The sequence below is a fragment of the Pseudobacillus badius genome (assembly GCF_002189605.1).
GTDB classification, from domain to species: domain Bacteria; phylum Bacillota; class Bacilli; order Bacillales; family Domibacillaceae; genus Pseudobacillus; species Pseudobacillus badius.
Window position 1 is genome coordinate 78994 of the sequence record NZ_MWMM01000010.1, and the last position, 24607, is coordinate 103600.

Genomic DNA, 24607 nt, shown 5'->3' on the forward strand with positions numbered 1-24607 from the left:
TAAAGTGCTTTGGTTACTCCCTCACCCTCAACAGCCTCAGACTATTCAGGGTGACAATGAGCGTGGCCCCCATGTCAGCAAAGATAGCGATCCACAGTGTTAACCAGCCAGGCACTACCATCAGCAAGGCGGCCAGCTTAATGGCTAGCGAGAAAGTGATATTTTGCTTAATAATGGCCAAAGCTTTGCGGCTCAGCTGGACTGTATACGGCAGCTTGCTTAAATCATCAGACATAAGGGCAATATCGGCGGTTTCCAAGGCGGTATCGGTTCCGGCTCCGCCCATGGCTACACCTACGGATGAGGCAGCAAGCGCTGGCGCATCGTTGACGCCATCGCCTACCATCGCTACATGCTGATGCTTTGCGCGCAGAGCTTTAATGAAATCCATTTTATCCTCAGGCAACAAATCCGCTTCTATCTCATCTACGCCTACCTGCCATCCGATCGCTGCGGCTGTTCTTTCATTATCACCTGTCAGCATGACGGTGCGGATGCCAAGGTCGTGGAGGCGGCGGATCACTTCTTTTGACGATTCTCTGATTTCATCTGCCACGGCTATGAGTAAAAGAATGGCTTGCTCTGTTCCCAAAACCATGACGGTCTTTCCTTCCGTTTGCCAGGCAGAGATATGCTTCTTAATCGTATCTTTCATAATCTGATGCTCTGCTTCAAACAGCTGGGGACTTCCTACGTAATAAGTTTGGCCGTTAACCTTCGCCCTCACCCCTTTGCCGGTGATTGATTGAAACTCCTCCACCGCAACGCTTTGAAAGTCCAGCCCCATCTCTTCTGCTTTCCGGATAATAGCGGAAGCAAGAGGATGCTGGGACCCCTTTTCAATGGCAGCGGCAATCGCCAGCCATTCTTTTTCATCTCCGCCATAGGTTGCCATATTGGTAACTGAAGGAATCCCTTCCGTCAATGTGCCGGTTTTATCAAAAGCAATGGCCTGAAGAGCTCCGGCGGTTTCTAAATAAACGCCGCCTTTAATTAACACGCCATTTCTTGCTGCGTTGCCGATAGCTGTCACGACAGCAACCGGCGTTGACACAACCAACGCGCACGGACAGCCAACAACCAAGGCTGCCAATCCTTGATAAACCCATTTGCTCCAGTCCCCGTCCAGCAGCAGCGGCGGCACCACGGCTATGAGAAAAGCAAGGAACACAATAGCCGGTGTATAATATTTGGCAAACTGATCGACGAACGCTTGGGATGGAGCACGTTCGGCCTGCGCTTCCTCTACTAAGTGAATGATCTTGGATAGAGTCGTGTCTTCTACCCGTTTAGTGACTTTGACTTCCAAAAGCCCTTCCTCATTTAACGTTCCTGCAAACACCTCATCACCGGCTGTCTTGGCGACCGGCACGCTCTCACCAGTGATCGCCGCCTGGTTCAATGCCGAAGTCCCGCGGATTACCACCCCGTCCATCGCCAATTTTTGTCCCGGCTTTACAATCATAATGTCGCCGATCTGGATGTCTTCTACATGCAGCATGAACTCGTTATTTCCACGCCGGATCAGCGTTTCTTTTGGCGCAATATCCATTAACGATTCAATGGATTGACGGGCTTTATCCATCGAATAGCGCTCTAAAGCCTCACTGATCGCAAAGAGAATCACCACTGTGGCCCCTTCGCCCCATTCACCGATGATTGCCGCTCCGATAATCGCAATGGTCATAAGGGTTTTCATATCGAACCTTAACCGGCTCAAATTTTTCAAGCCGTTAAAAAACAGCGAATACCCGCCAATTAAAATGGCCGCAGCATAACCGGCTGTGGCAAAGACTGAGTCTTCCCCATACTGCCGCCCTAAAAACCAGCTAACAATAAGCAACACTGCTGAAACATACACCTTTATATTTTCTTTTTGTTTCCAAAAAGGCGTATGCTCCACCTGCCGCTCTCTTTCATCTCGAATCTTTAGCTGTTCAAAGGCTCCAGCTTTTTCTAGCTCCTCAATCGTGACATGACCCTGCACATAAATTTTGGACGCTCCAAAGTTTACTTTGGCATCCTCCACTCCGGGTAATTCTTTTACATTTTTTTCGAAGAGGCCGGCACAATTGGCACAAGTAAACCCCTGGACCCGATAAGCTTGCATGTCTCGGCTCGACTGTTTGACTGACTGGTCAGACATGAGCTTTCACTTCTTTCCTATGTGCCAGCGCCATGGTGATTAACTGTTTGACCGGCTTGTCATCTAATGAGTAAAAAACTAATTTGCCCTCTTTTCGATAGTTCACAATCCCTTGCTTGTGAAGGGTCCGTAAATGGTGGGAAGCCGTGGCCACAGAAACGCCGATAATATTCGCCATGTCACACACACATAGCTCCCCCTCCTGGCAAAGGGAATAAGCAATTTTTGCCCTCTTTTCATCAGCCAGCACTTTAAATAACGGGGTCACGCCGGACCAATCCTCTAACTTGATTTTCTTCTGTATCCGATCTACTTTCTCCTCGTCATAACAATACACTTCGCAAATGTCTTTATCACTCACTCGGCTCACTCCTTAACATTCAAATATTCATTTGAATATAGTATATACCTTTTTTATTCAGATGTTGACTGAAAGGAAAAGGAAGGAGCTGCTTTTAGTTATATTCGACCTGTTTAGTGAGGAACAGCAGATCTTAAGAACCCCTCAGCAGTGCGCTTTATACAGCAGAAACCGCGAAAGGATCTCTCCAGTCGCGGCAAGTGAATAACGTTCTTATAGTCCCCCTGGTGTCCTGACACTTAACGGGATATTCTGATAGTCATCCGGATTTAATTGATGAACTGATCCGTCTGCTACTCCGTTAATAATCCCCATAAGGCCTGTTTCAACTGTCTTTACAAGCTGTCCTCTTTGTTTTTGCCCAAAGTTTTGCGTTTGACCGCTGACTTCAAACAGAACGGTTCCGCTCCCATTTAGCGCAAAAGAGCCGAGAGCCGTGCCAGGCAGATCAATGTTTTGGTCATATAGTGAAATGTTTGTAAACACGGAATTTCCTTTTGCTTGCAAGGCGTTATAGACAGCTACATTCAACTGGCGCGAAAAATCATAATTGTATTGGTCGGCATAAGCGGCATATTTTTCACCGCCTGGGCTGTTTGGATTGGTCACAAACTTTCCTGATATCGACATTGTTACTCTGTCATCAGTCCCTTCTACATAAGGGAACCCTTGATGATGGAGATCGACGAATACATCCACCTTTCCAAACTGTGCCTTTAAGTCCTTATACACATCTCTTACCGTCTGAGCTTCGGGGGTAATATACCAGCCGTAGGCATTCGATGTTCCTGGAAAATCTTCAGCCTTGGGCACGTAATTAAGATCCGGATGAAAATCGCGATTCACATCAAACCCGGGGTTCTTGTCATAATTCCAGCTTCCTGGAGAGGAATAATAATTCCAGGCTGGCTTTACATGAGCTAATTGAGGAAATTTAGCTGTCACCTCTGCCCAATCCATATCATTTGCCCGGCGGTTTAATTCCGATCCATCTGCATTCATCATTGGAATAGCTACAATAGTGAGTTCGTCTAAAATTTTCTTTGCTTCTTTAGACTGGCTGGAACCAAGACTTTGCAGCATGTTTAACAGGGCCACCGTGCCTGTTTTTTCATTCCCATGAATTTCACTCTGAATCAGCACTACCTTCTTGCCATGGCCCGTTGATACTTTGTAAATTTCTCTTCCTTGGTTCGTATAACCAGCTGTTTCCACCTTTACGTTTCCTTGGCTCGACTTTTGAATCTGCTGCAGTTTTTGCCCAAGCTCCTCATAATTAATGAAGCCGTCAATCGATAAGTTGTCCCCTTGTTGCGGGCTGGGTCCCGGCTCCGCCCAGCCTACCGCCGGCACGGCCAATAATGATGCCGCTAATGCGGTTGAGCCTAACACTTTCCATGCCTTTTTCATCCTTCATCCCTCCACTCAATTCTCTGCTTCTAAGGAAAGGATTCGATCACTTTGTATCGTTTCCTTTGTTGCCAAAGGAAAATGAATAGAAGAGACTAAGAAGAGGGAAAAGAAAACAGGTCTTATTGTTTATTATTTTCTGAACATTTCCATTTCTACAGAAGAAACGAGTTTTCACTCATTTTTATTAAAGCACGCTTTGACTATATTCCATTGAATTATTTCGAGGAAAATTAAAGCTTTTTATCCATGGCATAAAAAGCATCTGCAAACTTCTTTATTCCTTCATCTATTTTTTCTTCCGTTTCCCTGGCATAAGTAAAGCGGACATAGCCTGCCTCCGATCCCATAGTTGCTCCAGGCACATAAATAACCCCTCTCTTAATAGATGCCTCCAGTAATTGCAGTTCATTATATTCCTTTTTTAGTTTGCACCACAAATGGATGCCTCCTTGAGGGACTTGAAAATCGACATCGCCCCTCAAATAAGTCTCCATACTTGTAACAATTTGGTTCCGCCTTTGCTTCAGCTGCTTCACCAAGCTTTTGATGTGGATGCTGAAATAGCTAGACTTCAAAAATTCATTCGCCATCCATTGAGCAAAACTTCCATGCCCGAAGTCTACTTGCTGCTTGGCATCCGCCAACCTTTCAATTACCGGCTTTGGACCAATAACCCATCCAATGCGCAAGCCAGAAGCAACAACCTTTGATAAAGAACTGATATATAAAACATTCCCGTGCTGATCCATCGATTTCAGAGGAGAGGCATCTTCCCCTGTAAAAGCAGTTAAACTGTAAGGATCATCTTCGACCACTGGGATTCCATGTTGAGACGACAGCTCAAGTATTTGCTGACGGCGATTTTTATGCAGAAACACGCCTGTTGGATTTTGAAAGGCGGGATTTAAAAATATCATTTTAATCCGGTGCCGCTTGTGCAGAAAGAGCAAATCCTCAGGATTTATTCCATCCCTATTAACGGGTAAGAAAAACGTCTTCAACCCTGCAGATTTAAACACTGGAAGTCCATAGTGATAAGAAGGATCCTCCAAAACAATGGCATCCCCTGGTTTTAAGAGACATTGGACCACCAAATGCAACGCCTGCTGCGCCCCAGAGGTAATGAGAATGGAGGAAGGGCTTGCCTCAATTCCCCGATAAATTCCCACATGCTTACCAATTGTATCTCTTAAATTTTCATTTCCTTGAGGATGATCGTAACCGAGGTTTCCGTCAAACACCCTAGTTGAAATAATCTCCTGCAAAAAACGGGTTGGAAAAAGATCCTCCGACAGTTCTCCGCTGGCTAAATTAATCAGCTTTTGGACCGTCAGTTCCTTTTGTATTCTTTGCATTACAGGTACATTGGGAAGAAAAGAGCCTGCCTTAATATACTGGTTCCAGCTCGGCACACGCTTTTTGGTCACTCCCCAAATGTCTTTGCTTATTGTTGTCCCGCTCCCTCTTTTTCTTTCAATCAGTCCATTTGCTTCTAATTCATCATACGCCGACACGACCGTACTTCTATTCACATTTAACTCACTAGCCAACTTTCTTTCTGACGGCAATGGCTTGTCGGGAGGAAAAGTCCCATCTGCGATTCCATGTTCAATATATTCAGCAAGCTGTTTATAAATAGGCTTTTTAACTGCTCTGTCTAGTTTCCAATCCATATCGATCTCCTTTTTGCTGACTTGATAAACAGCATAGTTTGCTTCCTAATTATAGACAATAGCATATACTTTCTTTAATCGGCTCAAAGGACGTCTTTCTAAATAATAAAGGAACCTACCATCTGCAACAGATGCTAGGTTTAAAATGGTAAAGCATTCGGCTCTATGCAAACCACTTGATATATACCCCAACAGCAACAAATGACAGAATCATGACAACAAGATAAATCAAGCTTAAGTTCTTGGTGTTTCGTCCAGCATTGCTTCTATAATCCTCGTCACCTTTACCTGCTAATAAAAAGGTAGAGACACCTGCAATGATAGCAATCACAATAACTAATGCAATGGCAATACTCATATAGCACCTCTCACAATCATAATGTACATCATTTGAGAAATCTTTCTTGTAGACATATCCAGTATACCTGGAGATACAAAAGTATTAACCATCCAAATCCCTCAAAAATCTGCCATCCACTTATGAAGAGAGCGCCTATCCGTTGGTGAAACTACCTTGACTTCATTCAAGTAACGTATAACCCTATTTTTCATTTCTCGTTTTCTATCAGTACTAAAAAGGAGAATACCTACTTCTTCTGATAAATTTCTTGCTTTCCTCTTAGGCAGCCGTCTAAATTCATAAACATCCCTTCCCTATTATCTAAGGATACCTTTATCGGTTCTTTCCTTGGTTTATTACTTCCAATAAACGTTTCTTCCTTTTGTGTGATATCTAGTAACATAGCTGCTTAACAATGCATAAGGCGGACAATGAGAGGCTTCTTCTTATCCGCCTTACCTTTCCATCTGACTGTTGGTCCTGCTTCCCTGTTGTTTATCCCTTGTACTCTTGCTATAGCTTACTCCTCATAAATCATTTTCTTTGTCATGCCGCCATCAACAACTAAATTGTGGCCATTGATAAAATCATTTTGCTCATCTGCAAGAAACAAGCAAGCATTGACAATATCACGCGGGCGCCCGACACGTCCGGATGGATGCTGAGCATGGTCTCATGCCGATAATTCTCCGTATCCTTCTGTTTGTATCCACCCGGGACTCACGGCATTTACAGTAATAGGCCGGTCGCTAAGAGACACCGCCAATGTGCTGGTTAAGGACACCAGCCCGCCTTTGGAGGCTCCGTACGCCTCCCAATCAGCTTCATTTTGATTCCACCTCGTCGAAGCGATATTAATGATTCGGCCATAATCCTGGCCGCTGTTTGCTCGAATAAACTCTTTCGCACAAATAAAGCTGCCGCGCAAATTCACCGCAATGACCGCCTCAAATTCTTCAACGGAGATAGCAGAAACCGGTTTGGAGAACGCGGAAACCGCCGCGTTATTAATCAGCACATGCACCGCTCCATATCGGCCGGCAATCTGCCTAAACGCACGCTTAATGTCTTCTTGCCTGCTGACATCTGTTTTAATAAAGTCAATGCCGTCCGTTAAAGGCTGATGCTGCTCTTTATCTAAAGCAACAACTTTATACCCCGCCTCATCAAATCCTGCTGACAGATAATACCCGATGCCGCCTGTTCCGCCCGTAATCACGCATATTTTTTGGTTGATTGATGTTTCCATCCTGTCCGATCCTCCTGCTTTCATTCTCTTTCCCTTCCTTTGAAAAGCTGCTGTATGAATGCCGCTCGTTTAGCAGCGCGGAAACTGCCTGCGGTGCTTGTCCCGCATCGCACTCGTTTTCACCCGCCTCTTTTGACCTCAGTAGGAATAGCTTAGCCAGCGCTAATGACTTTCTTTAGCATGGATATGAGCTTTCTCCTGCTCTTTTAGCCTAGAAGCATGCTCATGCAAAAGGGCTGTCAATTTTTCTTTCATTTCAGCAGATGTCACAATACAGCTTGTAGAACATACTTTTCGCTTAATGATCAATTCGTATCCTTCATTCACTTCTTTATCAAAACCATAATACCGGTGATTGAGGTCAATCGGAACGAACTGAAACGACTTTATCTGATCCCAAGCAATAAAGCGATTGCCGCTAAGTAAACCATCGTCCACAACCGCAAACAAGTTCAACACATCATTCGAATAAGAAAAAGGCAGTAAGATGAAAAAGAAAAACGGCCAATCAAACTTATCGAAAAACAGCCCCATGAATAACACCACCATAAGAAACAGCAGCATAGAACATTCAATGATAAGACCTGTTCGCTGCTTAGAATACACAGGGGCATCCACTGGCTTCTGAGGATATTTTCTCAACGCCGCTAACTCTTCGGCCGTAATGGGAGCCAGCTTTTCTTGTTTCATTTTCAGCAAAAGCTGGATCAACTTATAGGCTTGGCAGCTGATGACAAATAAACACAATACAACCGCAAATACGTTCAATTCAATCACCACTTTTCTTTGATGTTTCTTCCACTGCTTAGTGCTGGTATCTTATATACGGATAACAACGGAAAAAGTTCCAATGAGGCGGGGCCACCTATTGATTCTGTTTATACAAAACAACCATCATCAGCAATTGTTCAGGCTTATGCACGGCATCCAACCCGTTCTTCAGCTGCCGTTTCTTAATCTGAGGGATAAAATCAAACAAAAAAGAAGTGCTGGCCACACTTCCCTTTTTGCTGTCCATCTTCTTTGAGTGCTCATTGGTTTGCATGCTGCTTCATTTCAGCATGTTCAGGACAAGCTCTTGTACTTCAGAGCCTCCTTATAGGTTTTCGCCGATAGCGCACAAAGCTAATTTGCTGCGTGTACGGCCATTGTCTCTTTACCTATGAAGATTGTTATTGGTGCCTTTATTGCTAATCCGATTGGATGGCACAGCTGGCATAATCAAGTCTGTCGAATCTGACGTGGCAGTCAAGTCTATCACAGGACCTGCCAGCGCTATAGAAGCTACGTCCCATACCATTCCTTCGAGTTTATTGTATTGTCCGGTAATTCTTGCGATCTTTCGGGTGGCCGCTGAAGGCTGTATTTGCAAATTCGTCCATTGATTGCCGCTGCATTCATTCGGGACTGTTAATCCGCTTTCCATATAAATCATTGTGATACAATCATCTATTGAGGCGTTGGCAAACCGGTTGGCATTCACCCAGGCCATGCCGCTTGCCGGTTTTTGCGCTTTTAACTTGATCCCGATGTCCATTCCTGCTATTTTCACATTTTCAAAATGAACATAAGAAATTTCGTGGCCGCTCCCGCCTGAGAATAAAGAAATTCCTGTTCCTTTATGGCTCCCTGACCAGTTAATAACGTTCAATTCTTCAATTTTGGTTCTATTCCAGACATTGTAATACTTGTGTTTACCATCTAGCCGAATGACTTCCGAAGTAAAGGCTGCATCATCAATCGCAATATAGGCTCCTTTCATAGCGGCGTTTCTTTCTAACTCTATTACTGGAAAGTTCCCATACACCGCAAAGATGGTGCCATGTCCAAACTCTAGACTGACCCCTTCTTTAATAACTAAAGGAGCCGTAATACTATACGTTTTGTCCGCAAGCAACACTGTTTTTGTATTGTTCTTGCTGGCAAACTCAATCGCATTTTGTATCTGTAAAGCGTGATTGGCTCCGTTAAAATCCTCTGCATACACTTTTTCAATTTGCGCCAAGTCATTTCTCCCCTTTTCCACTTCTTAAAACGGTTTATTTATTCTATTTACTCAGATAGCCGGCTGCCACACGCTCTGCTGCTTTAGTTGACAACTCGATTGACGAAAAAAGAGGAATACCTGACCTGACGCACGTTACTGCATATTTTTTTAAAAAAATAAGCCAGTATCTTCCTAAAGGTGCTGGCTCAGACTGTAGACAAACTCAATGAAAATTGAAGTTGTGGTCCGCAGTCTTTTTCTTTTGCTTGTAGATGGGGGCTGTTGATTTCCATTCCAGGCTGCTTCGCTTTCCGCGGGGCGGGCGGTGAGCCTCCTCACCGCTAAAGCGTCTGCGGGGTCTCGCCTGTCCCGCTGATCCCGCAGGAGTCTTCGCGCCTTCCATTCCAATCAACAGAGTTTACAAAGTTAGGGTAGCCGTATAATGATTACCTGTTTTAAAATAAAACGCTTGAGGTGATGAAGATGCTTTCGAAACTCAATTCAAGCCAACGGGAACAACTAGAAATGATCGCTCTAGACCAGCTTGTACCACAGAATCATCTGGTTCGTAAAATGGAGACAACAATTGATTTCTCTTTCATTTATGACTTGGTGGAAGAGTTGTACTCGGAAGTAGGCCGCCCAAGCACGGATCCCGTTATTTTAATTAAACTGACTTTCATCCAATATACATTTGGCAGGAATATGTGGAGGAAGCCGACCATCTTCGCCATCACGAAGAGGTCAAACCTATCTATGTGAAACGCAAAGAAACGATTGAACGCGTTTTCGCAGATGCAAAAGAAAAGCATGGCATGCGTTGGACAACCTTAAGGGGACTTAAAAAATTGCCGATGCAGGCGATGCTTACTTTCGCTGCCATGAATCCCAAGAAAATAGCCAATTGGACTTGGCAGGGGCCGAAAATGGTCTAAATAATGGTGTCGGAGAGGTCTATCTTTCTCTCAAATGGCTTGAAAACCACCTAAAAAACAGAAAGGGGTTCGGAATGAGATCATTCCGAACCCCTTTTGCCGACAAACTAAGCCAGTACCTTCCTAAAGATGCTGGCTATTTACGACCGGCTATGGATTTTTCTTTTATTCAGTGATCCGCCCCTCATAGACCAGTCACCAGTTTGCATATCATTTCAAAAGTTCATCTATCGATCCGTTTCACTCACACTTCAACCCCGTATTCCTTTAGTTTCTTATAAAGACTAACCCGTGAGATGCCTAATTTTTTGGCGGTAGCACTTTTATTTCCATTCATTTCCGCAAGTACTTCTTGGATGCGGGCTTTTTCAAGCTGTGCTTTCTCATGAGCGAGTCCAATTTCTTCTTGAGCTGGCTTTCTTTTTTCAACCGTCGGAAATATATGAGTGATGTCATCCTCCCCTATCATGGACTGATCCGTGAAGATCACCATTCTTTCTACAACATTTCTCAGTTCCCTAATATTTCCGGGCCAATGATAATTCATAAACATCTCCATGGCGCTTTCTAACAGGGCGGGCTCTTGTTTTTGGTATTTAGCTGCGTATTCTTGGACAAAGCTTTTCACTAGAAGCGGAATGTCTTCAATTCTCTCCCGGAGTGGCGGAATGGTAAGGCTGACAACATTTAAGCGATAATATAAATCTTCACGAAATGTTCCTTCTTTTACCATTTCTTCAAGATCGCTATTTGTCGCTGCCACAACCCTGATATTGACTTTAATAGAGAGGCTGCCGCCGATCCGGTATACCTCTCTTTCTTGAAGCACGCGCAAAAGCTTTACCTGCATATCAAGCGGCAGCATGCCGACTTCATCTAAAAATAACGTACCTCCATCTGCCATCTCCACTTTTCCTGCTTTTCCATCCTTATAAGCTCCTGTAAAAGATCCTTTTTCATATCCGAAGAATTCACTTTCAAACAAGGCTTCCGGAATCGCGCCGCAGTTGATGGGAATAAAGGGTTTGTCTTGGCGCAGACTTGCTTCATGAATGCCTTGGGCAAATAGCTCTTTGCCTACGCCGCTCTCCCCTTGGAGCAATACCGTGGCATCCGTTTTCGCAACTTTTAGAGCCAGTCCCTTTGTGTTCCTTATCGCCAGACTATTTCCTTTAATTTCTGATAAAGGTCCGATTTGTTCTTGCACATGATACTGCTGTTTAATTTTTTGCAGTTGATTGGTGGTTAATGTTAACTTCTCATTTAGTCTCACGATACTAGTGATGTCTTGGTCAATAGAAATTGCCCCGAGTAAGTTTCCTTCTTCATCAAATATAGGAGAGGAGCTAATTAAGACATGCTTATCCGGACGTGGCTGGTGATAAGCATTAAATACAGGCTTTTTTGTTTCTAGTATCTCCAACAATTTCAAATCTTCCTGCTTAAAAAAATCACTTATTCGTTTCTTTTTTATTTCTTTCGCTGATATCCCATAAATGATCTCCGCTTGGGAACTCCAATATTCCACTTCTCCCTGTGCATTGATGATCGTAATGGCATCAGAGCTGGTTTCAATTAAAGTTTTTAAATAAAAAATTGAATGTTCAACAGGCATTGCGCTCATTTTGTCAACCTCCTGCCATCTGTAAACAAAATGTTCACTTTTAGTTTACAGTATTGTAAAATTAATTAACAATTTTATTGTACTAAATAATGAAAACAGTTTCAATAAACGCAATAGGCTTATTTTCTAGAATTGGCACAATATTTGCATATAGATAATTACAATTCATTACATCATGTATTAATGGGAGGTAATTATTTTATGATGGCATTAGAAAATTTTATTGAGACAATAGATGCCCACACAATGGGAGAAGCGGCCAGAATAGTAGTCGATGGCATTCCCCGTATACAAGGGCACAGTATGATGGAAAAAAAGCAGCATATGCAGACTAAAATGGATAACATCCGCAAGCTGCTCATGCACGAGCCGCGAGGACATTTAAACATGTTCGGTGCCATTTTAACGGAGCCCTGCCGTCCGGAATGCGACCTTGGCGTCTTGTTTATGGATAGCGGCGGCTATCTGAATATGTGCGGCCATGGAACTATCGCTTCCGTGACGGTAGCCATCAACAATGGATTGATTGCTAAAAAAGACAAAGTACTGCTTGATACACCATCAGGGCTAGTAGAATGTTATGTAGACTATGAAAACGGCAAAGTAAAAGAGGTATCTTTCATTAATGTGCCTGCTTTTCTTTTAGAAAAAAGTGTAAGCGTTTTAGTTGAGAATGTAGGTCAAGTCACAGTCGATATTGCTTTTGGAGGCAGCTTTTTTGCAATAGCCGATGCCAGGGCATTCAACCTTCAATTGAACATTGATGAACAAGACAAGATCGCAGCCTTAGGCATGTTGATTCGCAATGCCGTTAACGAACAGCTAACGATCCGTCATCCTGAAATCCCTGAAATAAATACGGTCGACCTTGTCGAATTTAGTTTGCAATTAGAAGAGAATCATTATAAAAATACCGTTGTCTTTGGCGATGGGCAAATCGACAGATCGCCTTGCGGCACAGGCACTTGCGCTAAGCTCGCTACCCTCAACCTGGCACCAGGGGAACAAATTATTCAAGAAAGCATCATTGGTTCACAGTTTAAAGGAACGGTGGTTGGTTATACCGAAGCTGGCCGGCTTCAAGCGATCATTCCGAAAATTACCGGCTCAGCATGGATGACAGGGATGCATAAGTTTTCATTGGAAGAGACAGATCCTTATACGGAAGGCTTCTTATTAAAATAACTCTTATATATCATACTAATTTTTTGATCACCAAACGCTTTTAAAAAGAAACGGAGGTCCTTACTTTGGGAGTAACAAAAGACTTTTTCATGATGCTTTCGCAAAACAAATTGTTAAACAACGGAGCAAAACACTGGGGATTAAAACTTGGCGCACAGTCAGTTGTAGCCGGAACGAACATTGAGGAAATGATCAAAAGCGTCAAGGAATTGAATGCTCAAGGCATGTCTGCTACTATTGACAACCTTGGGGAGTTCGTTTTTGAAAAACAGGAGGCCCTAGAGGCAAAAGAACAAATTCTGGACGTTATTCAAGCGATTCATGAACAAGAACTAGACGCCCATATTTCCTTAAAGCCTACCCAGCTTGGATTAGACATCTCTTATGAATTCTGTAGAGGTAACTTGGAGGAGATTGTCTCGAAAGCCGAGAAATACAAGATATTTATTAATTTCGACATGGAAGACTACAGTCACCTGCCTCCTTCCTTTGATCTCATTGATGAGTTGTCCAAACACTATACAAATATCGGTACAGTCATCCAAGCTTATTTCCATGAATCGGCGGAAACCATCAAAGCCTATAAAAATTATCGTTTACGCATCGTCAAAGGCGCCTATAAAGAGCCTGAACACTTGGCTTACCAAGATAAAAAAGACATTGACCGTCACTTTATTGAATTGATTGAGTACCACTTGCTTAATGGGAAATTTACATCGATCGCTACTCACGATCATCATGTCATTCATCACGTGAAACGCTTCGTGAAAACGCATCAGATTCCTAACGATAAATTCGAGTTTCAAATGCTGTACGGATTTAGAAAAGACCTGCAGCAGCAGCTCGTCAAGGAAGGTTTTAACTTTTGCACTTATGTACCCTTTGGAGCTGATTGGTACGGCTACTTCATGCGCCGGCTGGCTGAACGTCCGCAAAACTTAAACTTATTTGCCAAACAAGTGTTTAACAAAAAGACCAACCTGTTTATTGGAGTCGGAGCCAGTTCCTTTTTATTAGGAAGAATGAGCAAGAAACAGCCAAGAGATAAACGCTGACCAAGTCAGTTACAAGAACCAGCACCTGGAGGAATGGTCTCAGGCGCCATTCCCTTCTATGCAAATGACCATTTTACACAATCATCCATTGGAAAGACCTGGACGAGCTCTCCAGCTTTTTAATGAAAGGAGAAAAACCATGAAAAATAACATTCCATTTTCACAAGTACTTGCGATTGGTTTAATGCTTTTTGCCATGTTTTTAGGAGCAGGCAACGTTATCTTTGCTCCAATGGTCGGTCAGCAAGCCGGATCAAATATTTGGGTGGCCATGAGCGGGTTTTTAATTACCGGAGTCGGATTAGTGCTGCTGGCTATCGTTGCTTTGACACGCGGCGGCGGAACAGTAGAAAAACTCGCACAAAGGGTTCATCCACTTTTTGCAATCATTTTCTCTGTTCTCTTATTTTTAACTCTCGGGCCTATTTATGTTATTCCAAGAACGACCTCTGTTGTATATGAAATCGCCATTAATCCGCTCGTTCAGGCAAAATCAAATACCAGCCTTTATTTATTGATTTTCTCTCTCTTATTTATTGGTCTGACTATCCTGCTTTCTTGGAACACAACTAAGTTTGTTGATCGCCTGGGGAAAATGATCACGCCAATTTTTGTAATATTATTAATTACCTTAATTGTCAAATCATTTATCACTCCCATGGGAATGATTGGGCAGCCTCAAGACGACTATGTAACTGGCACGTTCTTGACAGGATTTACTCAAGGCTACTATACGATGGACGTTCTGGCCGCCTTTGTTTTTGGAGGCATCTTCATTAAGTCCATTAGTTCCTTAGGCATAACATCAGAAAAAGCCGTATCCGCATTGTTTATTAAAGCAGGCATTATTACGATGATCGGGTTAGTTGCCCTGCAACTATCCATGGCATGGATCGGGGCTTCAAGTGTTGAAGCAATCGGATTTAAAAATAATGGCGGAGAAGTATTAGCCCAAAGTGCGATTGCTTTATTTGGGAAATCCGGCATTTACATTATCGGTACAGTCATTTTCTTAACAGGCATTACTACAAACGTTGCTTGTTTAGCTGCTGTTTCTGAATACTTCGAGAAGATTATTCCTTCCGTTTCTTATAAAAAGTGGCTGATTGTCTTTTCGATAGTAGGTTTAGTGATCACAAATTTCGGGCTTAACACAATCTTAACGCTGGCATCGCCCATTCTATTGCTTCTTTATCCGTTAGCCATCGCGTTAATTGCTTTAGTCTTTACGAACAATTTATTTAATGGCCATCGCTCGGTTTACGTTGGAACCGTTATCGGCACAGGGCTGGTAGCTGTCCTTGATGCACTAAAAGACGCAAATATTGCACCAGAGGCCATTAACCACTTCTTCGGCTTTATTCCTCTATTTGAAAATGGCGCTGGCTGGATCATTACGGGTCTCATCGGATTTTTCATCGGACTCGTTGCTGCTAAATCGAGAAAAGAGCCGGCCGCAATTATTAATATGAGTGGACAAGAAATACGCAAGGTTTAATGGCTACTAATTATAGCAGCCTTTGAAGTCCACAATTGAAAGCCGATGTTCTCCTTCAGAACATCGGCTTTCCCGGTTTTTCATCCCTTATAAAAAGCCCCTTCAGATTTTTCATCTAAAGGGGCCATGCTGCTCATAATCTGCTCTCTACTTGCCTGTTAATCCTCTTTCTTTTTTAGAAGTTTTAAAGAAAAATAATTCGTATACAACAGGGACAATAATCAGGGTCAGCAAAGTGGATGAAGTTAATCCTCCGATCACTGTCACCGCTAGTCCTTTTGAGATCAGCGTGCCTGATGATGTCGTCATAGCGAGCGGAATTAACGCGGCAATCGTTGCGAAAGCCGTCATTAAGATTGGGCGCAGCCTTGTTTTTCCCGCTTCGACTAAGGAAGCCCTTATCGTCAATCCGCGGCTGCGGTTTTGGCCCACCCGATCCACAAGAACGATCGCATTGGTTGTAACAATTCCGATCAGCATCAGAAAGCCAATCATCACGCTAACAGACAGCGGCTCTTTAACGATATAAAGAGAGACCAGTGAGCCGATTGGAACGAAAATCAGCGAGGATAAAATCACAAAAGGAATGCGGGCTTTACCGAACGTAATCAACATAGTTAAATAGACAAGCCCAATAGCTACAACAATAGCAATTCCTAACGATTGGAAAATTTCAACGGTTTCATCGTTTCCTCCCCCGCTTGTTAAAGACACGCCATCCGGCAGATCCAGCTTTTCTACGCCTGCTTTTACCTCTGATGAGACAGCCTGCACATCGTTGCCTTTCACTTGGCCAGATACTCGCGCATACACCTTGCCGTCCAGCTTTTGCACGGAAGTAAAGGCATCTATTTGCTGAACATCAGCAATTTCTGAAAGCTTTACAGGTCCTTTTTGAGAAAAAAGCGTAACATCTTCCAGTTCATCTTTAGATTGAAGCGCTTTGTCAAAGGATACCTGTACCTTTTGCTCTTTGCCATCTAAAGTAAGCGTGCCTACGTTCACTGGTTTGGTTTGGTCGCTGACGGTTCCAAGAATCTGGAAGCCTGACAAGCCATACTCACTTGCTTGATCAGGATCAATCTCCACCAAGAATTGCTGCTGCTTTTCACTGAAGTTATTTGTTACATATTTTAACTCGTTGTTTTTTTGCATATAAGCTTCTACTTGCTTAGAAGCTTTCTGCAGCGCCTCTAAATCATTCGAAAACAAGTCAACATCCACATTGTTGTTAGAAGGAGGTCCGCCCGTTTCTAATTCCTGCACGCTGATTTTTAAATCCGCTTGCTGTTCTTTTGAAATGCTCTCCATTTTTTTCTCTAGCGATTGAATGGTTCGTTCAACATCTGCGTTATCTTTTAAATTAACAAAGTAACTCGCTTTATTGTCCAGTCTCAACCCTGTCGCAAAATCTCTGGCACCGACAGAAGCCGTTACATCCGCAATTTCTTTTTGCTTGCTGAACATATCCTCCACCAGCAAAGAGACCGTGTTCGTTTTCTCCAAGGAAGCAGAGGATGGCAGTTCAATCGAGGCAGTTAACGTTTTTGACTGCTCGTTAGGAATAAACGTGAACCCTAATGAAGGCACGACCGCAAACGATCCGGCGAGCAGCAAGACAGATGCAAATAAAATAATAAACTTATGGTTCAATGATTTTTCTATTAACCGGCCATACAGCTTTTGAAGAGCTCCCTCTTTTTCTTCCGGCGGCACTTTTTTGAAAGAAAACTTGGCTAGAATTGGCACGATCGTAATAGCAACAAGCAAGGAGGCTAACAGCGAAAACACAATGGTTAAAGCAAACGGCAAGAAGAACTTTCCTGTGATGCCGCCGACAAATCCGATAGGCAAAAACACAACAACCGTTGTTAAAGTAGAGGAGGTAATCGCCTTTAAGATTTCTTTTGTCGATTCTAAAATGACCGTATTGGACATGCCTTCACTTGATTTTCGCACTCGCCTGAAGATATTTTCAATGACCACAATGCTGTCATCTACTACACGCCCGACTGCTACAGCCATTCCTCCAAGCGTCATAATATTTAATGATACATCCAGCTGTTTTAAGAAAATCGCTCCAATCAGCAAGGACAGCGGAATCGAGATGACTGCAATCACAGTGGCTCTGGCATTGCGCAAGAACACCAAAACAGCAATCGAGGCAAACAAGGCGCCTAATAACCCTTCCTTCACTAAAGTGCTGACTGACTTTTCAATGTCCTTTGCCGAGTCAATGCCGATTTCATAAGCAATCTTGTCGTCATATTTCTTGAGGATATCCATTACTTTATCTGCTACCTCGACCGTATTGGCATCCTGTTTTTTCGTAATTGCCATGGATAATGACTCTTTTTCATTGTAACGGGCAATTTCACTTTTATCAGTGACTTGCTTAATCGATGCAATGTCCTTTAAGCGAACCGCCTCTGCAGGCTGAGATGGCACACCTTGCGTTCCTGGCGCAGCCGCTCCGAAAGCAGAGGTAATCTGCAGGTTCTCCAGTTTATCAAGAGTTTCTAGGCTTTCTTCCACCCTTATCGGAATTTGTTGCTGATTTTCCGTTAATTCACCTGCCGGAAAAGAAAGATATTTTTCATTAATCTGCTCTTTTATACTGCTGAGAGACAGCCCGGCTTTTTCCGCTTTTTCTTTATCTATTGTGATCTGTACAAGATTATCGGTCAGACCGGCGACAGATACGTTGTTAATGCCTTTTATCTTTTTGAGTTCAGGAATAACCTCGTCTTTCATCAGCCGTTCAATATTGCTTCCATCTTTGCTGAAGACAGAAATATTGTAAATAGGAAAAGCGCCAAATGATAAACGGTTGAGCTTTACTTCTGCTTCATCCGGGAGGCTTGCTTCCTCTACCGCCGAATTAACCTGCTGTTCCACTTTATCAAGGTCTGTGTCAAAGGGAAATTCTAAAGTAATCATTCCAATGCTGTCATAGGCCGAGCTGGTCACCTTTGTGACGCCTTCTATGGAATTCAACTGGTTTTCAAGCTTGGAAACGACCTGCTTATCAACATCGTCAGGTGACGCTCCTGGATAAACGGCTTCAATGGAAATTTTGGGAAACTCAATATCAGGGAATTGATCGACTTTTAACTTGGAAAAAGAATAAATACCGCCCAGTATGAGTAAAAACGAAATAATAAAAACAGCAACGGCATTTTTTAAACTGAATTTCGTTAAAAAGTTCATTTAGTTACCTCCCTCTATAAATATTGATTTATCAACGATTTAACCCGTTGGTGGGGTGTCAAAAAAATATTTTTCAACACAATTCCTAACAGTATTTTTAAAATATGTGATTCTTTAACAGTCAGTGGGTACGCTACGCGGTCACTACTAGGAAAATATGGTAAGTAGTGTGGTGGATTTATTCGATGCACCATGGATCTCTGCGTAACTTATGATGACGTACCCTCCCATGTCTCTGGGCATCTGTGTGCCTACATTCCTTCGTTCGGTCTAGTCATAAGGCAGAGGCTAGCGAAGCTCCTTAAGGGACTCGAGGTCGAATGGATGGTATAATGCCAGCTTCTCCGTGTCATCCTGTTGTCTAGGTCTTTCAAGGGAATGTAGACGTTACATAGCCTCTGCGAGACTAGGGGTGTCTTTCATCATTCGCTGTGCGTCAAACGCTTGGTGCTTCGTGCTAATTCCATGTAACACTTTTAATAGTTTTCCGCATAAAACCACGATGGACTGTTTCTTGCGTAACGGATTTACCGTACGAGTGGTGTAGTACTCATGCAATGTTCGAAAAGCCTTGTTGTGGCGAATGATCGGTATCATGGTTCGAAACAGAAGAGCACGCAGCTTCCTTCTACCTCGTTTGGAGATCCGTTTTTGACCTTTGTGCTGACCGGAGGAGTTTTCACGTAACGTTAATCCCGCAAGTTTGATGAGTTGGCGTGGATGTTCATAGTGTGAAAAACTTCCGATTTCAGCTAACAGCTCGACAATCGTTGGATCTCCAAGACCTTGAACCGTTGAGAGCCATTCGTATTCGACCGATGTTTGGACAAGCTCCACTAAGCGCTGAGTCATGTCTTCGATTTCTTGTTCTAACTGGTGGTAACGACGGACCAGTGTGGCGATTTCATAACGGGCCATCTCACGTCCTTCTGTTACTCCAATCGAGTGAGCTGCGACTTCAATCAGACGCGTAGCTTTCGGTCTTTGGGGCGATTTGAGCCCCTCAACTTCTCGATAAAGGGATAGTACCTCATCGGGCTGTTTCTGGTGAAGATCACTCGGAAATGGCGTACATTCAAGTACGGCCAACGCCATCTTTCCGAATGACGGAAAGACCTGCGTGAATTCAGGAAAATAGCGATCTAACCAACGAATGATGCTATTTTTGACCGCCCCTAATTCCTCTGTCAACTTGCTTTTAAACGTGGATCCGACTCGAAGTTCAGCCTCCACATCTTTTAAGATTAGTGGATAACTAAAGCGTCCGTCTTTCAAGAGTCTGGCGATTACAAGTGCATCTTTACGGTCATGTTTCGTGGGAAGATTGTCATCTAACTCCTTGGAACGTTTGACGTGCATCGGATTCGCCATGACAAGTGGAATGCCTCGTTCTTCAAGAAAATAAGCTAGATTGAGCCAATAATGGCCAGTCGGTTCAATCCCAACTAGGACTTCGGTTTTTCCGTGTTCTTTCAGCGCATTTAGGATGAGTTGATAGAAAAGCTCAAATCCTTCTCGCGACTGCGAAACGGAAAATGATTTTCGGAGCACCCGGCCGCGATCATCTACAAAGCAAGCGAAATGTGTGCGCTTCGCAATGTCGATCCCGACAACGAGTGTTTGTTCCGTGACTTGATTTATTTTTTGATTTTGTTTAAAATCCATTATGGAGTCCTCCTTGGTTACAAATTAGGGGTCATTTCGTCCAGATTTGACACCCCGCATCATACCAAGAGGGCTCTTTTTGTTCAAGTCCCCGAAAATCCTTCTAACAGGAATGCTCCTTATATGTTTTATTACGGCTCATCTTTGTAATTGATTTCCCTATCAACTGATAGATTTATCTGCAAAAAAAGAGGCTTCAACATACTGACTGTTAAAGCTCATTATTTTTTTGTCCTTCACTTGAAGAGGCTAACCCGTATAAAATAACCTTGGTATACAGTCTTGCTTGCTCTTTTGCAACATGCTCCGGCACTTGCTGCTCCATATGTTTCGATGAAATTAAGCTTAAAAGCAAATAAGCAGAAGGGACTGGGTAAGAACCGAATTCGGCTGGGTTTCTAATTTTCCCTTCTTTTATTCCTTTTTCAAAAATAGAGGCAATGGGTGCTTGATAAGACTCCATCCACCATTGCTGTATTTCCTTTTGATGCTCTTCATCCAGCTCATTTTTAATATCATGGAACATCTGTCCCATGGAAGAGGGCTTATTAATTAATATATAATAAGTAACTTGGAACACACACTCTTCCAAATTGTCTCCGCAGCGCTTAATAATTCGTTTGAGTGCCGTTTGCATATCGAACAACTCAGATTTCAGCACCTCAAGATAAATGGTCTTTTTATTAGGGTAATGGTGATAGAGAGTAGGTTGGGTAATTCCGCAAGCATCCGCAATTCTTCGGGTGGACACTGCTCTATAACCGAACTCCATAAAAAGATCGCGCGCCACCTTTACAATTTTTTGATGGGTTTTATTTCCATATTCAAAGCGGTTATTCATCATCAAAATCCCTTCCAGGAAAGCAGAAAAACCTATCAATTGATAAAATCATAATATGATTTTTATGATGAGTCAACAATAAACATTCTTCAAAAGCGAGCGAATGGTTCATTGCCTGCTTTCCTTTATTATTTCATCGGCGAACGAAACGAGAAACACACTTGAACCTTAACCTGCAGCTCATCCAATCACCGTGCTGCGTTCTTGCTTCCTCCACTTTTCCATTTCTATGTAACTCCCTTTGCCGACGGACACACGCTCTTAGACAATTTTATCCAACAAAGCCAAGCAGTGCAACTGCCTTCCAGGAAGATATGAGAGCAAGCAGTTGTTAAATTCGCCTAGCTCCGCCTTTCAATCCCCCTGTGATCATTTAAGATCATTATACGCTGTTTGCTGCTGGCTGTCCGCCTCTCTCTTCTTTATATGAAATATCCCACTTTTCTAAGAATCTGGCATATGCAAGCGGCTGGCCGTGAACAGTTACATTGCCGGAAAAATCATAAATCATGCAGGTTTCGGTTCCGCCAAACAAAGGCCCTCTTAGTCCGCGCCCCACCATTTGCTCATATAATATCTCACTTGCTGTCGGACGCAGCAGAAAAAGATGGTCTACTTTTGGTGCATCAAATCCGGTTGTCAGCACCCCATAGTTAAACAAAAATTCAATTTGTCCTTTTCGAAAGGCTTCAATCATACTGCGGCGCAGTCCCTTTGGTGTATCTGCTGCGATAACCGCTGCTGTACGTCCAGCCGTATTTATGAGCATTGATAACATTTCTGCGTGCTCTACAGTACAAGCATACACTAATGTCGATGATCCCGACGGAACATCCAATAATGTATTGATAATCCACTGATTCCGCGCCTTGTCGCTGGCCAGCACACGCAGCATATCCGTTGACAGGTCGCCGGACTCATCCAGCTTGTCTTCTTCCACTACCATCATGCGTTGATCTTTCATCAAACGATAGATTGGTTTGGCCAAGTACCCTCGATCTCGAAAATACTTCAGGGGTTTCTCATCATAATCCCGCTGATCCGGAAAGCGAGGGCGTAAAAGACGAGCTTCAAACTGATTGACTAATAAGGCGGTCTCATCGCCTGAACGTCCAGGTGTAGCAGTTAATCCGCATATGGCAAATAAACGGCCGTTTGTCATTTCTCTGGCGCGTTCAAATAAAAGCTGATAACTGTGTGCAGCCGCATGATGGGCCTCATCAACGATCATCGCTCCGCAAAGCTGCAAAATATCATCCAATGCTTCATCATTTTCATCGTTTTTTAAGCGACGGACGATTTTTTGAATACTCGCCACCACTACGCCGCCTATTAAATCTTCCGGCTTGATATTATGAGTACCAAAATAACGATAAATGCGCAAAGACTCAGGAAATTCACGCTCCTGCCACATATCCGCAATACAGGCGATCGCTTGCTCGCAAAGCTCCTCACTTTGCGCAATCCACAGCATATAGCGTCCTTCCGCAAACCGCGGCTGCATCCAGTCAATAAATGACTCGACGGCTACCCGTGTCTTGCCTCCTCCTGTCGGCAATGAAACAATACACCTGGTCGCATCGTCCTCCAAGGATAGAATGCTTGTCATTTCTTCTTTTATTAATAATTGATACGGAGCCAGTGGAGGGACAGCTTTTCTTGCTTCAATGTCCATGATCGTTGGCACAGACTCCTCCTTAGCCAGGCCAAACCCCGAAAAACAGAGAGGCAGCCCGACTGTTTTAATAAAATCGCGCGGCCACTTTCCGCCAGCCTTCCACTGCTTTTGCGCAAGAGCTCGCGGCATATACGAAACAGATTGGATGTTTTTTCCTTTAATGGCATTACGCTCGTACAGAGAGCGCAATTCATTTTCAGGCAGCTTCCTTAACAACGCCCTCCGAATTTCGCGAACCTCTTCGCTGCTTCCTGATAATAGAGAAGGCCCCTTGATTCGAATAATCGTTTCAAGTAATTTTTTGCAGGTGAATGGCTCTTGATTGACTTGTTCAATCTGATAACGAATAAGAGACATGTGTTCCATCCCAATTAGTTTCTCAAAAAGCTCCTGCTTGACTTGGTACGTATCGCTGAACCGTTTGACAGCTATTTGAATATCATTGTCCGTTATATACATGATGAGTCTCTCCTAGCTTGTTAAAAATAGATATGCTATGGACTGTCATCCTCTCAAACATTGCCTGAGCCCCTTTTTCACAGAATAGTGCCGATAAAAAAACCCTATTTCTATCCGAAAAGCGGAAGAAATAGGGTTTTTTGAACTCCGCAGGCAAGATTCGAACTTGCGACCGATCGGTTAACAGCCGATTGCTCTACCACTGAGCTACTGCGGAACAAAGTGGGCCTGAATGGACTTGAACCATCGACCTCACGCTTATCAGGCGTGCGCTCTAACCAGCTGAGCTACAGGCCCATTTATATATGTATAAATGGAGCGGGTGATGAGAATCGAACTCACGACATCAGCTTGGAAGGCTGAGGTTTTACCATTAAACTACACCCGCATCAGAAAAAAATGGCTGGGCTAGCTGGATTCGAACCAGCGCATGACGGAGTCAAAGTCCGTTGCCTTACCGCTTGGCTATAGCCCATTTACACTATGTATCGTCTATAAGAATGGGGCGATCGAGGGGAATCGAACCCCCGAGTGTCGGAGCCACAATCCGATGCGTTAACCACTTCGCCACGACCGCCATCATTTTGATTAACTGGTGGAGGGGGACGGATTCGAACCGCCGAACCCTGAGGGAGCGGATTTACAGTCCGCCGCGTTTAGCCACTTCGCTACCCCTCCATATAAAAAACGATCTTTATTAAAAATATGGTGGCTCAGGACGGAATCGAACCGCCGACACATGGATTTTCAGTCCATTGCTCTACCGACTGAGCTACTGAGCCACACCTAGTATATATATCAACAGCAAGGAAACCATCCTGCTGGAAGAAATATGGCGGTCCGGACGGGACTCGAACCCGCGACCTCCTGCGTGACAGGCAGGCATTCTAACCAACTGAACTACCGGACCAAGATGGAGCAAATTAGATAACATTAGCAATTCTCAACTGATACATGTCGACAAGCTGCAAAATTGCTATCTTTTATACGCGCCACATGAATAAAGTGGAGCCTAGCGGGATCGAACCGCTGACCTCCTGCGTGCAAAGCAGGCGCTCTCCCAGCTGAGCTAAGGCCCCAAGATTTCTATAAATAATTCCATTTATTAATGGCGCGCCCGAGAGGAGTCGAACCCCTAACCTTTTGATCCGTAGTCAAACGCTCTATCCAATTGAGCTACGGGCGCAATTAGTTGGAGCGGAAGACGGGATTCGAACCCGCGACCCCCACCTTGGCAAGGTGGTGTTCTACCACTGAACTACTTCCGCATAATGAAGTGCGGGTGAAG

At 43.7% G+C, this 24607-nt stretch carries 17 protein-coding genes, 11 tRNA genes and 2 pseudogenes; 5 read left to right on the top strand and 25 right to left on the bottom strand.

What is annotated here, in order from left to right; genetic code table 11:
• Window positions 1-13: 13 nt before the first annotated feature.
• The 9 genes and pseudogenes from B1A98_RS14910 to B1A98_RS14950 form a co-directional block, all read right to left on the bottom strand.
• Complete coding sequence (locus B1A98_RS14910) at window positions 14-2146, bottom strand: heavy metal translocating P-type ATPase (RefSeq protein ID WP_063383986.1); 2133 nt, start codon at window positions 2144-2146, stop codon at window positions 14-16.
• Window positions 2139-2507 carry an ArsR/SmtB family transcription factor gene (locus B1A98_RS14915; protein WP_041098404.1) on the bottom strand — a complete coding sequence of 123 codons (369 nt, stop codon included), beginning with the start codon at window positions 2505-2507 and terminating at the stop codon, window positions 2139-2141. The genes B1A98_RS14910 and B1A98_RS14915 overlap by 8 nt, the downstream gene beginning before the upstream one ends.
• A gap of 213 nt (window positions 2508-2720) precedes the next feature.
• Window positions 2721-3917: a M14 family zinc carboxypeptidase gene (locus B1A98_RS14920; RefSeq protein ID WP_041098402.1), complete on the bottom strand. Its 1197-nt coding sequence runs from the start codon at window positions 3915-3917 to the stop codon at window positions 2721-2723.
• A gap of 233 nt (window positions 3918-4150) precedes the next feature.
• Entirely contained in the window at window positions 4151-5593 is a 1443-nt protein-coding gene (gene pdxR, locus B1A98_RS14925) for a MocR-like pyridoxine biosynthesis transcription factor PdxR (RefSeq protein WP_041114259.1), read from the bottom strand.
• 163 nt (window positions 5594-5756) lie between these two features.
• Window positions 5757-5951, bottom strand: coding sequence for a hypothetical protein (locus tag B1A98_RS14930; protein ID WP_041098399.1), 195 nt, complete (start codon window positions 5949-5951; stop codon window positions 5757-5759).
• 502 nt (window positions 5952-6453) lie between these two features.
• Window positions 6454-7206, bottom strand: a pseudogene (locus B1A98_RS14935) (SDR family NAD(P)-dependent oxidoreductase).
• A gap of 138 nt (window positions 7207-7344) precedes the next feature.
• Window positions 7345-7950: a hypothetical protein gene (locus B1A98_RS14940; RefSeq protein WP_063383987.1), complete on the bottom strand. Its 606-nt coding sequence runs from the start codon at window positions 7948-7950 to the stop codon at window positions 7345-7347.
• 97 nt (window positions 7951-8047) lie between these two features.
• The gene (locus B1A98_RS14945) at window positions 8048-8227 is read right to left on the bottom strand and encodes a hypothetical protein (RefSeq protein WP_041098395.1); all 180 of its coding nucleotides are present in this window, start codon (window positions 8225-8227) and stop codon (window positions 8048-8050) included.
• Between the two features lie 111 nt (window positions 8228-8338).
• The gene (locus B1A98_RS14950; protein ID WP_087903775.1) at window positions 8339-9187 is read right to left on the bottom strand and encodes a hypothetical protein; all 849 of its coding nucleotides are present in this window, start codon (window positions 9185-9187) and stop codon (window positions 8339-8341) included.
• A 555-nt stretch (window positions 9188-9742) separates the two neighbouring features.
• Between B1A98_RS14950 and B1A98_RS20220 the strand changes: the two genes are divergently transcribed.
• Window positions 9743-9931, top strand: a complete 189-nt coding sequence (locus tag B1A98_RS20220) for a transposase (protein WP_478212334.1) — start codon at window positions 9743-9745, stop codon at window positions 9929-9931.
• Window positions 9859-10104, top strand: a pseudogene (locus B1A98_RS14960) (transposase); the annotation flags it as partial. The gene B1A98_RS20220 and the pseudogene B1A98_RS14960, both read left to right, overlap by 73 nt.
• Window positions 10105-10348: 244 nt before the next feature.
• Here the strand turns inward: B1A98_RS14960 and B1A98_RS14965 are convergent.
• Window positions 10349-11728, bottom strand: a complete 1380-nt coding sequence (locus B1A98_RS14965; RefSeq protein ID WP_082821642.1) for a sigma-54 interaction domain-containing protein — start codon at window positions 11726-11728, stop codon at window positions 10349-10351.
• Between the two features lie 204 nt (window positions 11729-11932).
• Here B1A98_RS14965 and B1A98_RS14970 point away from each other — a divergent pair, with 204 nt between their 5' ends.
• The 3 genes from B1A98_RS14970 (at window position 11933) to brnQ (ending at window position 15466) form a co-directional block, all read left to right on the top strand.
• Entirely contained in the window at window positions 11933-12913 is a 981-nt protein-coding gene (locus tag B1A98_RS14970; protein WP_041098890.1) for a proline racemase family protein, read from the top strand.
• 89 nt (window positions 12914-13002) lie between these two features.
• Window positions 13003-13968, top strand: a complete 966-nt coding sequence (locus B1A98_RS14975) for a proline dehydrogenase family protein (RefSeq protein WP_063383992.1) — start codon at window positions 13003-13005, stop codon at window positions 13966-13968.
• A gap of 139 nt (window positions 13969-14107) precedes the next feature.
• Window positions 14108-15466, top strand: a complete 1359-nt coding sequence (brnQ, locus tag B1A98_RS14980) for a branched-chain amino acid transport system II carrier protein (protein ID WP_041114261.1) — start codon at window positions 14108-14110, stop codon at window positions 15464-15466.
• Window positions 15467-15613: 147 nt separating this feature from the next.
• On the opposite strand, the gene B1A98_RS14985 is transcribed toward brnQ, so the two are convergent.
• The 15 genes from B1A98_RS14985 to B1A98_RS15055 form a co-directional block, all read right to left on the bottom strand.
• The gene (locus tag B1A98_RS14985) at window positions 15614-18676 is read right to left on the bottom strand and encodes an efflux RND transporter permease subunit (RefSeq protein ID WP_063383989.1); all 3063 of its coding nucleotides are present in this window, start codon (window positions 18674-18676) and stop codon (window positions 15614-15616) included.
• Window positions 18677-19063: 387 nt separating this feature from the next.
• A complete protein-coding gene (locus B1A98_RS14990) occupies window positions 19064-20341 on the bottom strand; it encodes an IS110 family RNA-guided transposase (RefSeq protein WP_063383990.1) in 1278 nt (425 codons plus the stop codon).
• Window positions 20342-20552: 211 nt separating this feature from the next.
• A complete protein-coding gene (locus B1A98_RS14995; protein ID WP_052475164.1) occupies window positions 20553-21185 on the bottom strand; it encodes a TetR/AcrR family transcriptional regulator in 633 nt (210 codons plus the stop codon).
• A gap of 379 nt (window positions 21186-21564) precedes the next feature.
• A complete protein-coding gene (locus B1A98_RS15000; RefSeq protein ID WP_052475163.1) occupies window positions 21565-23319 on the bottom strand; it encodes a DEAD/DEAH box helicase in 1755 nt (584 codons plus the stop codon).
• Window positions 23320-23464: 145 nt separating this feature from the next.
• A tRNA-Asn gene (locus tag B1A98_RS15005) sits at window positions 23465-23536 on the bottom strand.
• A gap of 6 nt (window positions 23537-23542) precedes the next feature.
• Window positions 23543-23616: transfer RNA gene (locus B1A98_RS15010), tRNA-Ile, on the bottom strand.
• 17 nt (window positions 23617-23633) lie between these two features.
• Window positions 23634-23707: transfer RNA gene (locus B1A98_RS15015), tRNA-Gly, on the bottom strand.
• A 12-nt stretch (window positions 23708-23719) separates the two neighbouring features.
• Window positions 23720-23794, bottom strand: a tRNA-Gln gene (locus B1A98_RS15020).
• Window positions 23795-23820: 26 nt separating this feature from the next.
• Window positions 23821-23896, bottom strand: a tRNA-His gene (locus B1A98_RS15025).
• 16 nt (window positions 23897-23912) lie between these two features.
• Window positions 23913-23997: transfer RNA gene (locus B1A98_RS15030), tRNA-Tyr, on the bottom strand.
• Between the two features lie 28 nt (window positions 23998-24025).
• Window positions 24026-24101 (bottom strand) — tRNA-Phe (locus B1A98_RS15035).
• 51 nt (window positions 24102-24152) lie between these two features.
• Window positions 24153-24229: transfer RNA gene (locus tag B1A98_RS15040), tRNA-Asp, on the bottom strand.
• A gap of 96 nt (window positions 24230-24325) precedes the next feature.
• A tRNA-Ala gene (locus tag B1A98_RS15045) sits at window positions 24326-24398 on the bottom strand.
• A 30-nt stretch (window positions 24399-24428) separates the two neighbouring features.
• Window positions 24429-24505 (bottom strand) — tRNA-Arg (locus B1A98_RS15050).
• Window positions 24506-24512: 7 nt separating this feature from the next.
• Window positions 24513-24587, bottom strand: a tRNA-Gly gene (locus B1A98_RS15055).
• Window positions 24588-24607 lie beyond the last annotated feature (20 nt).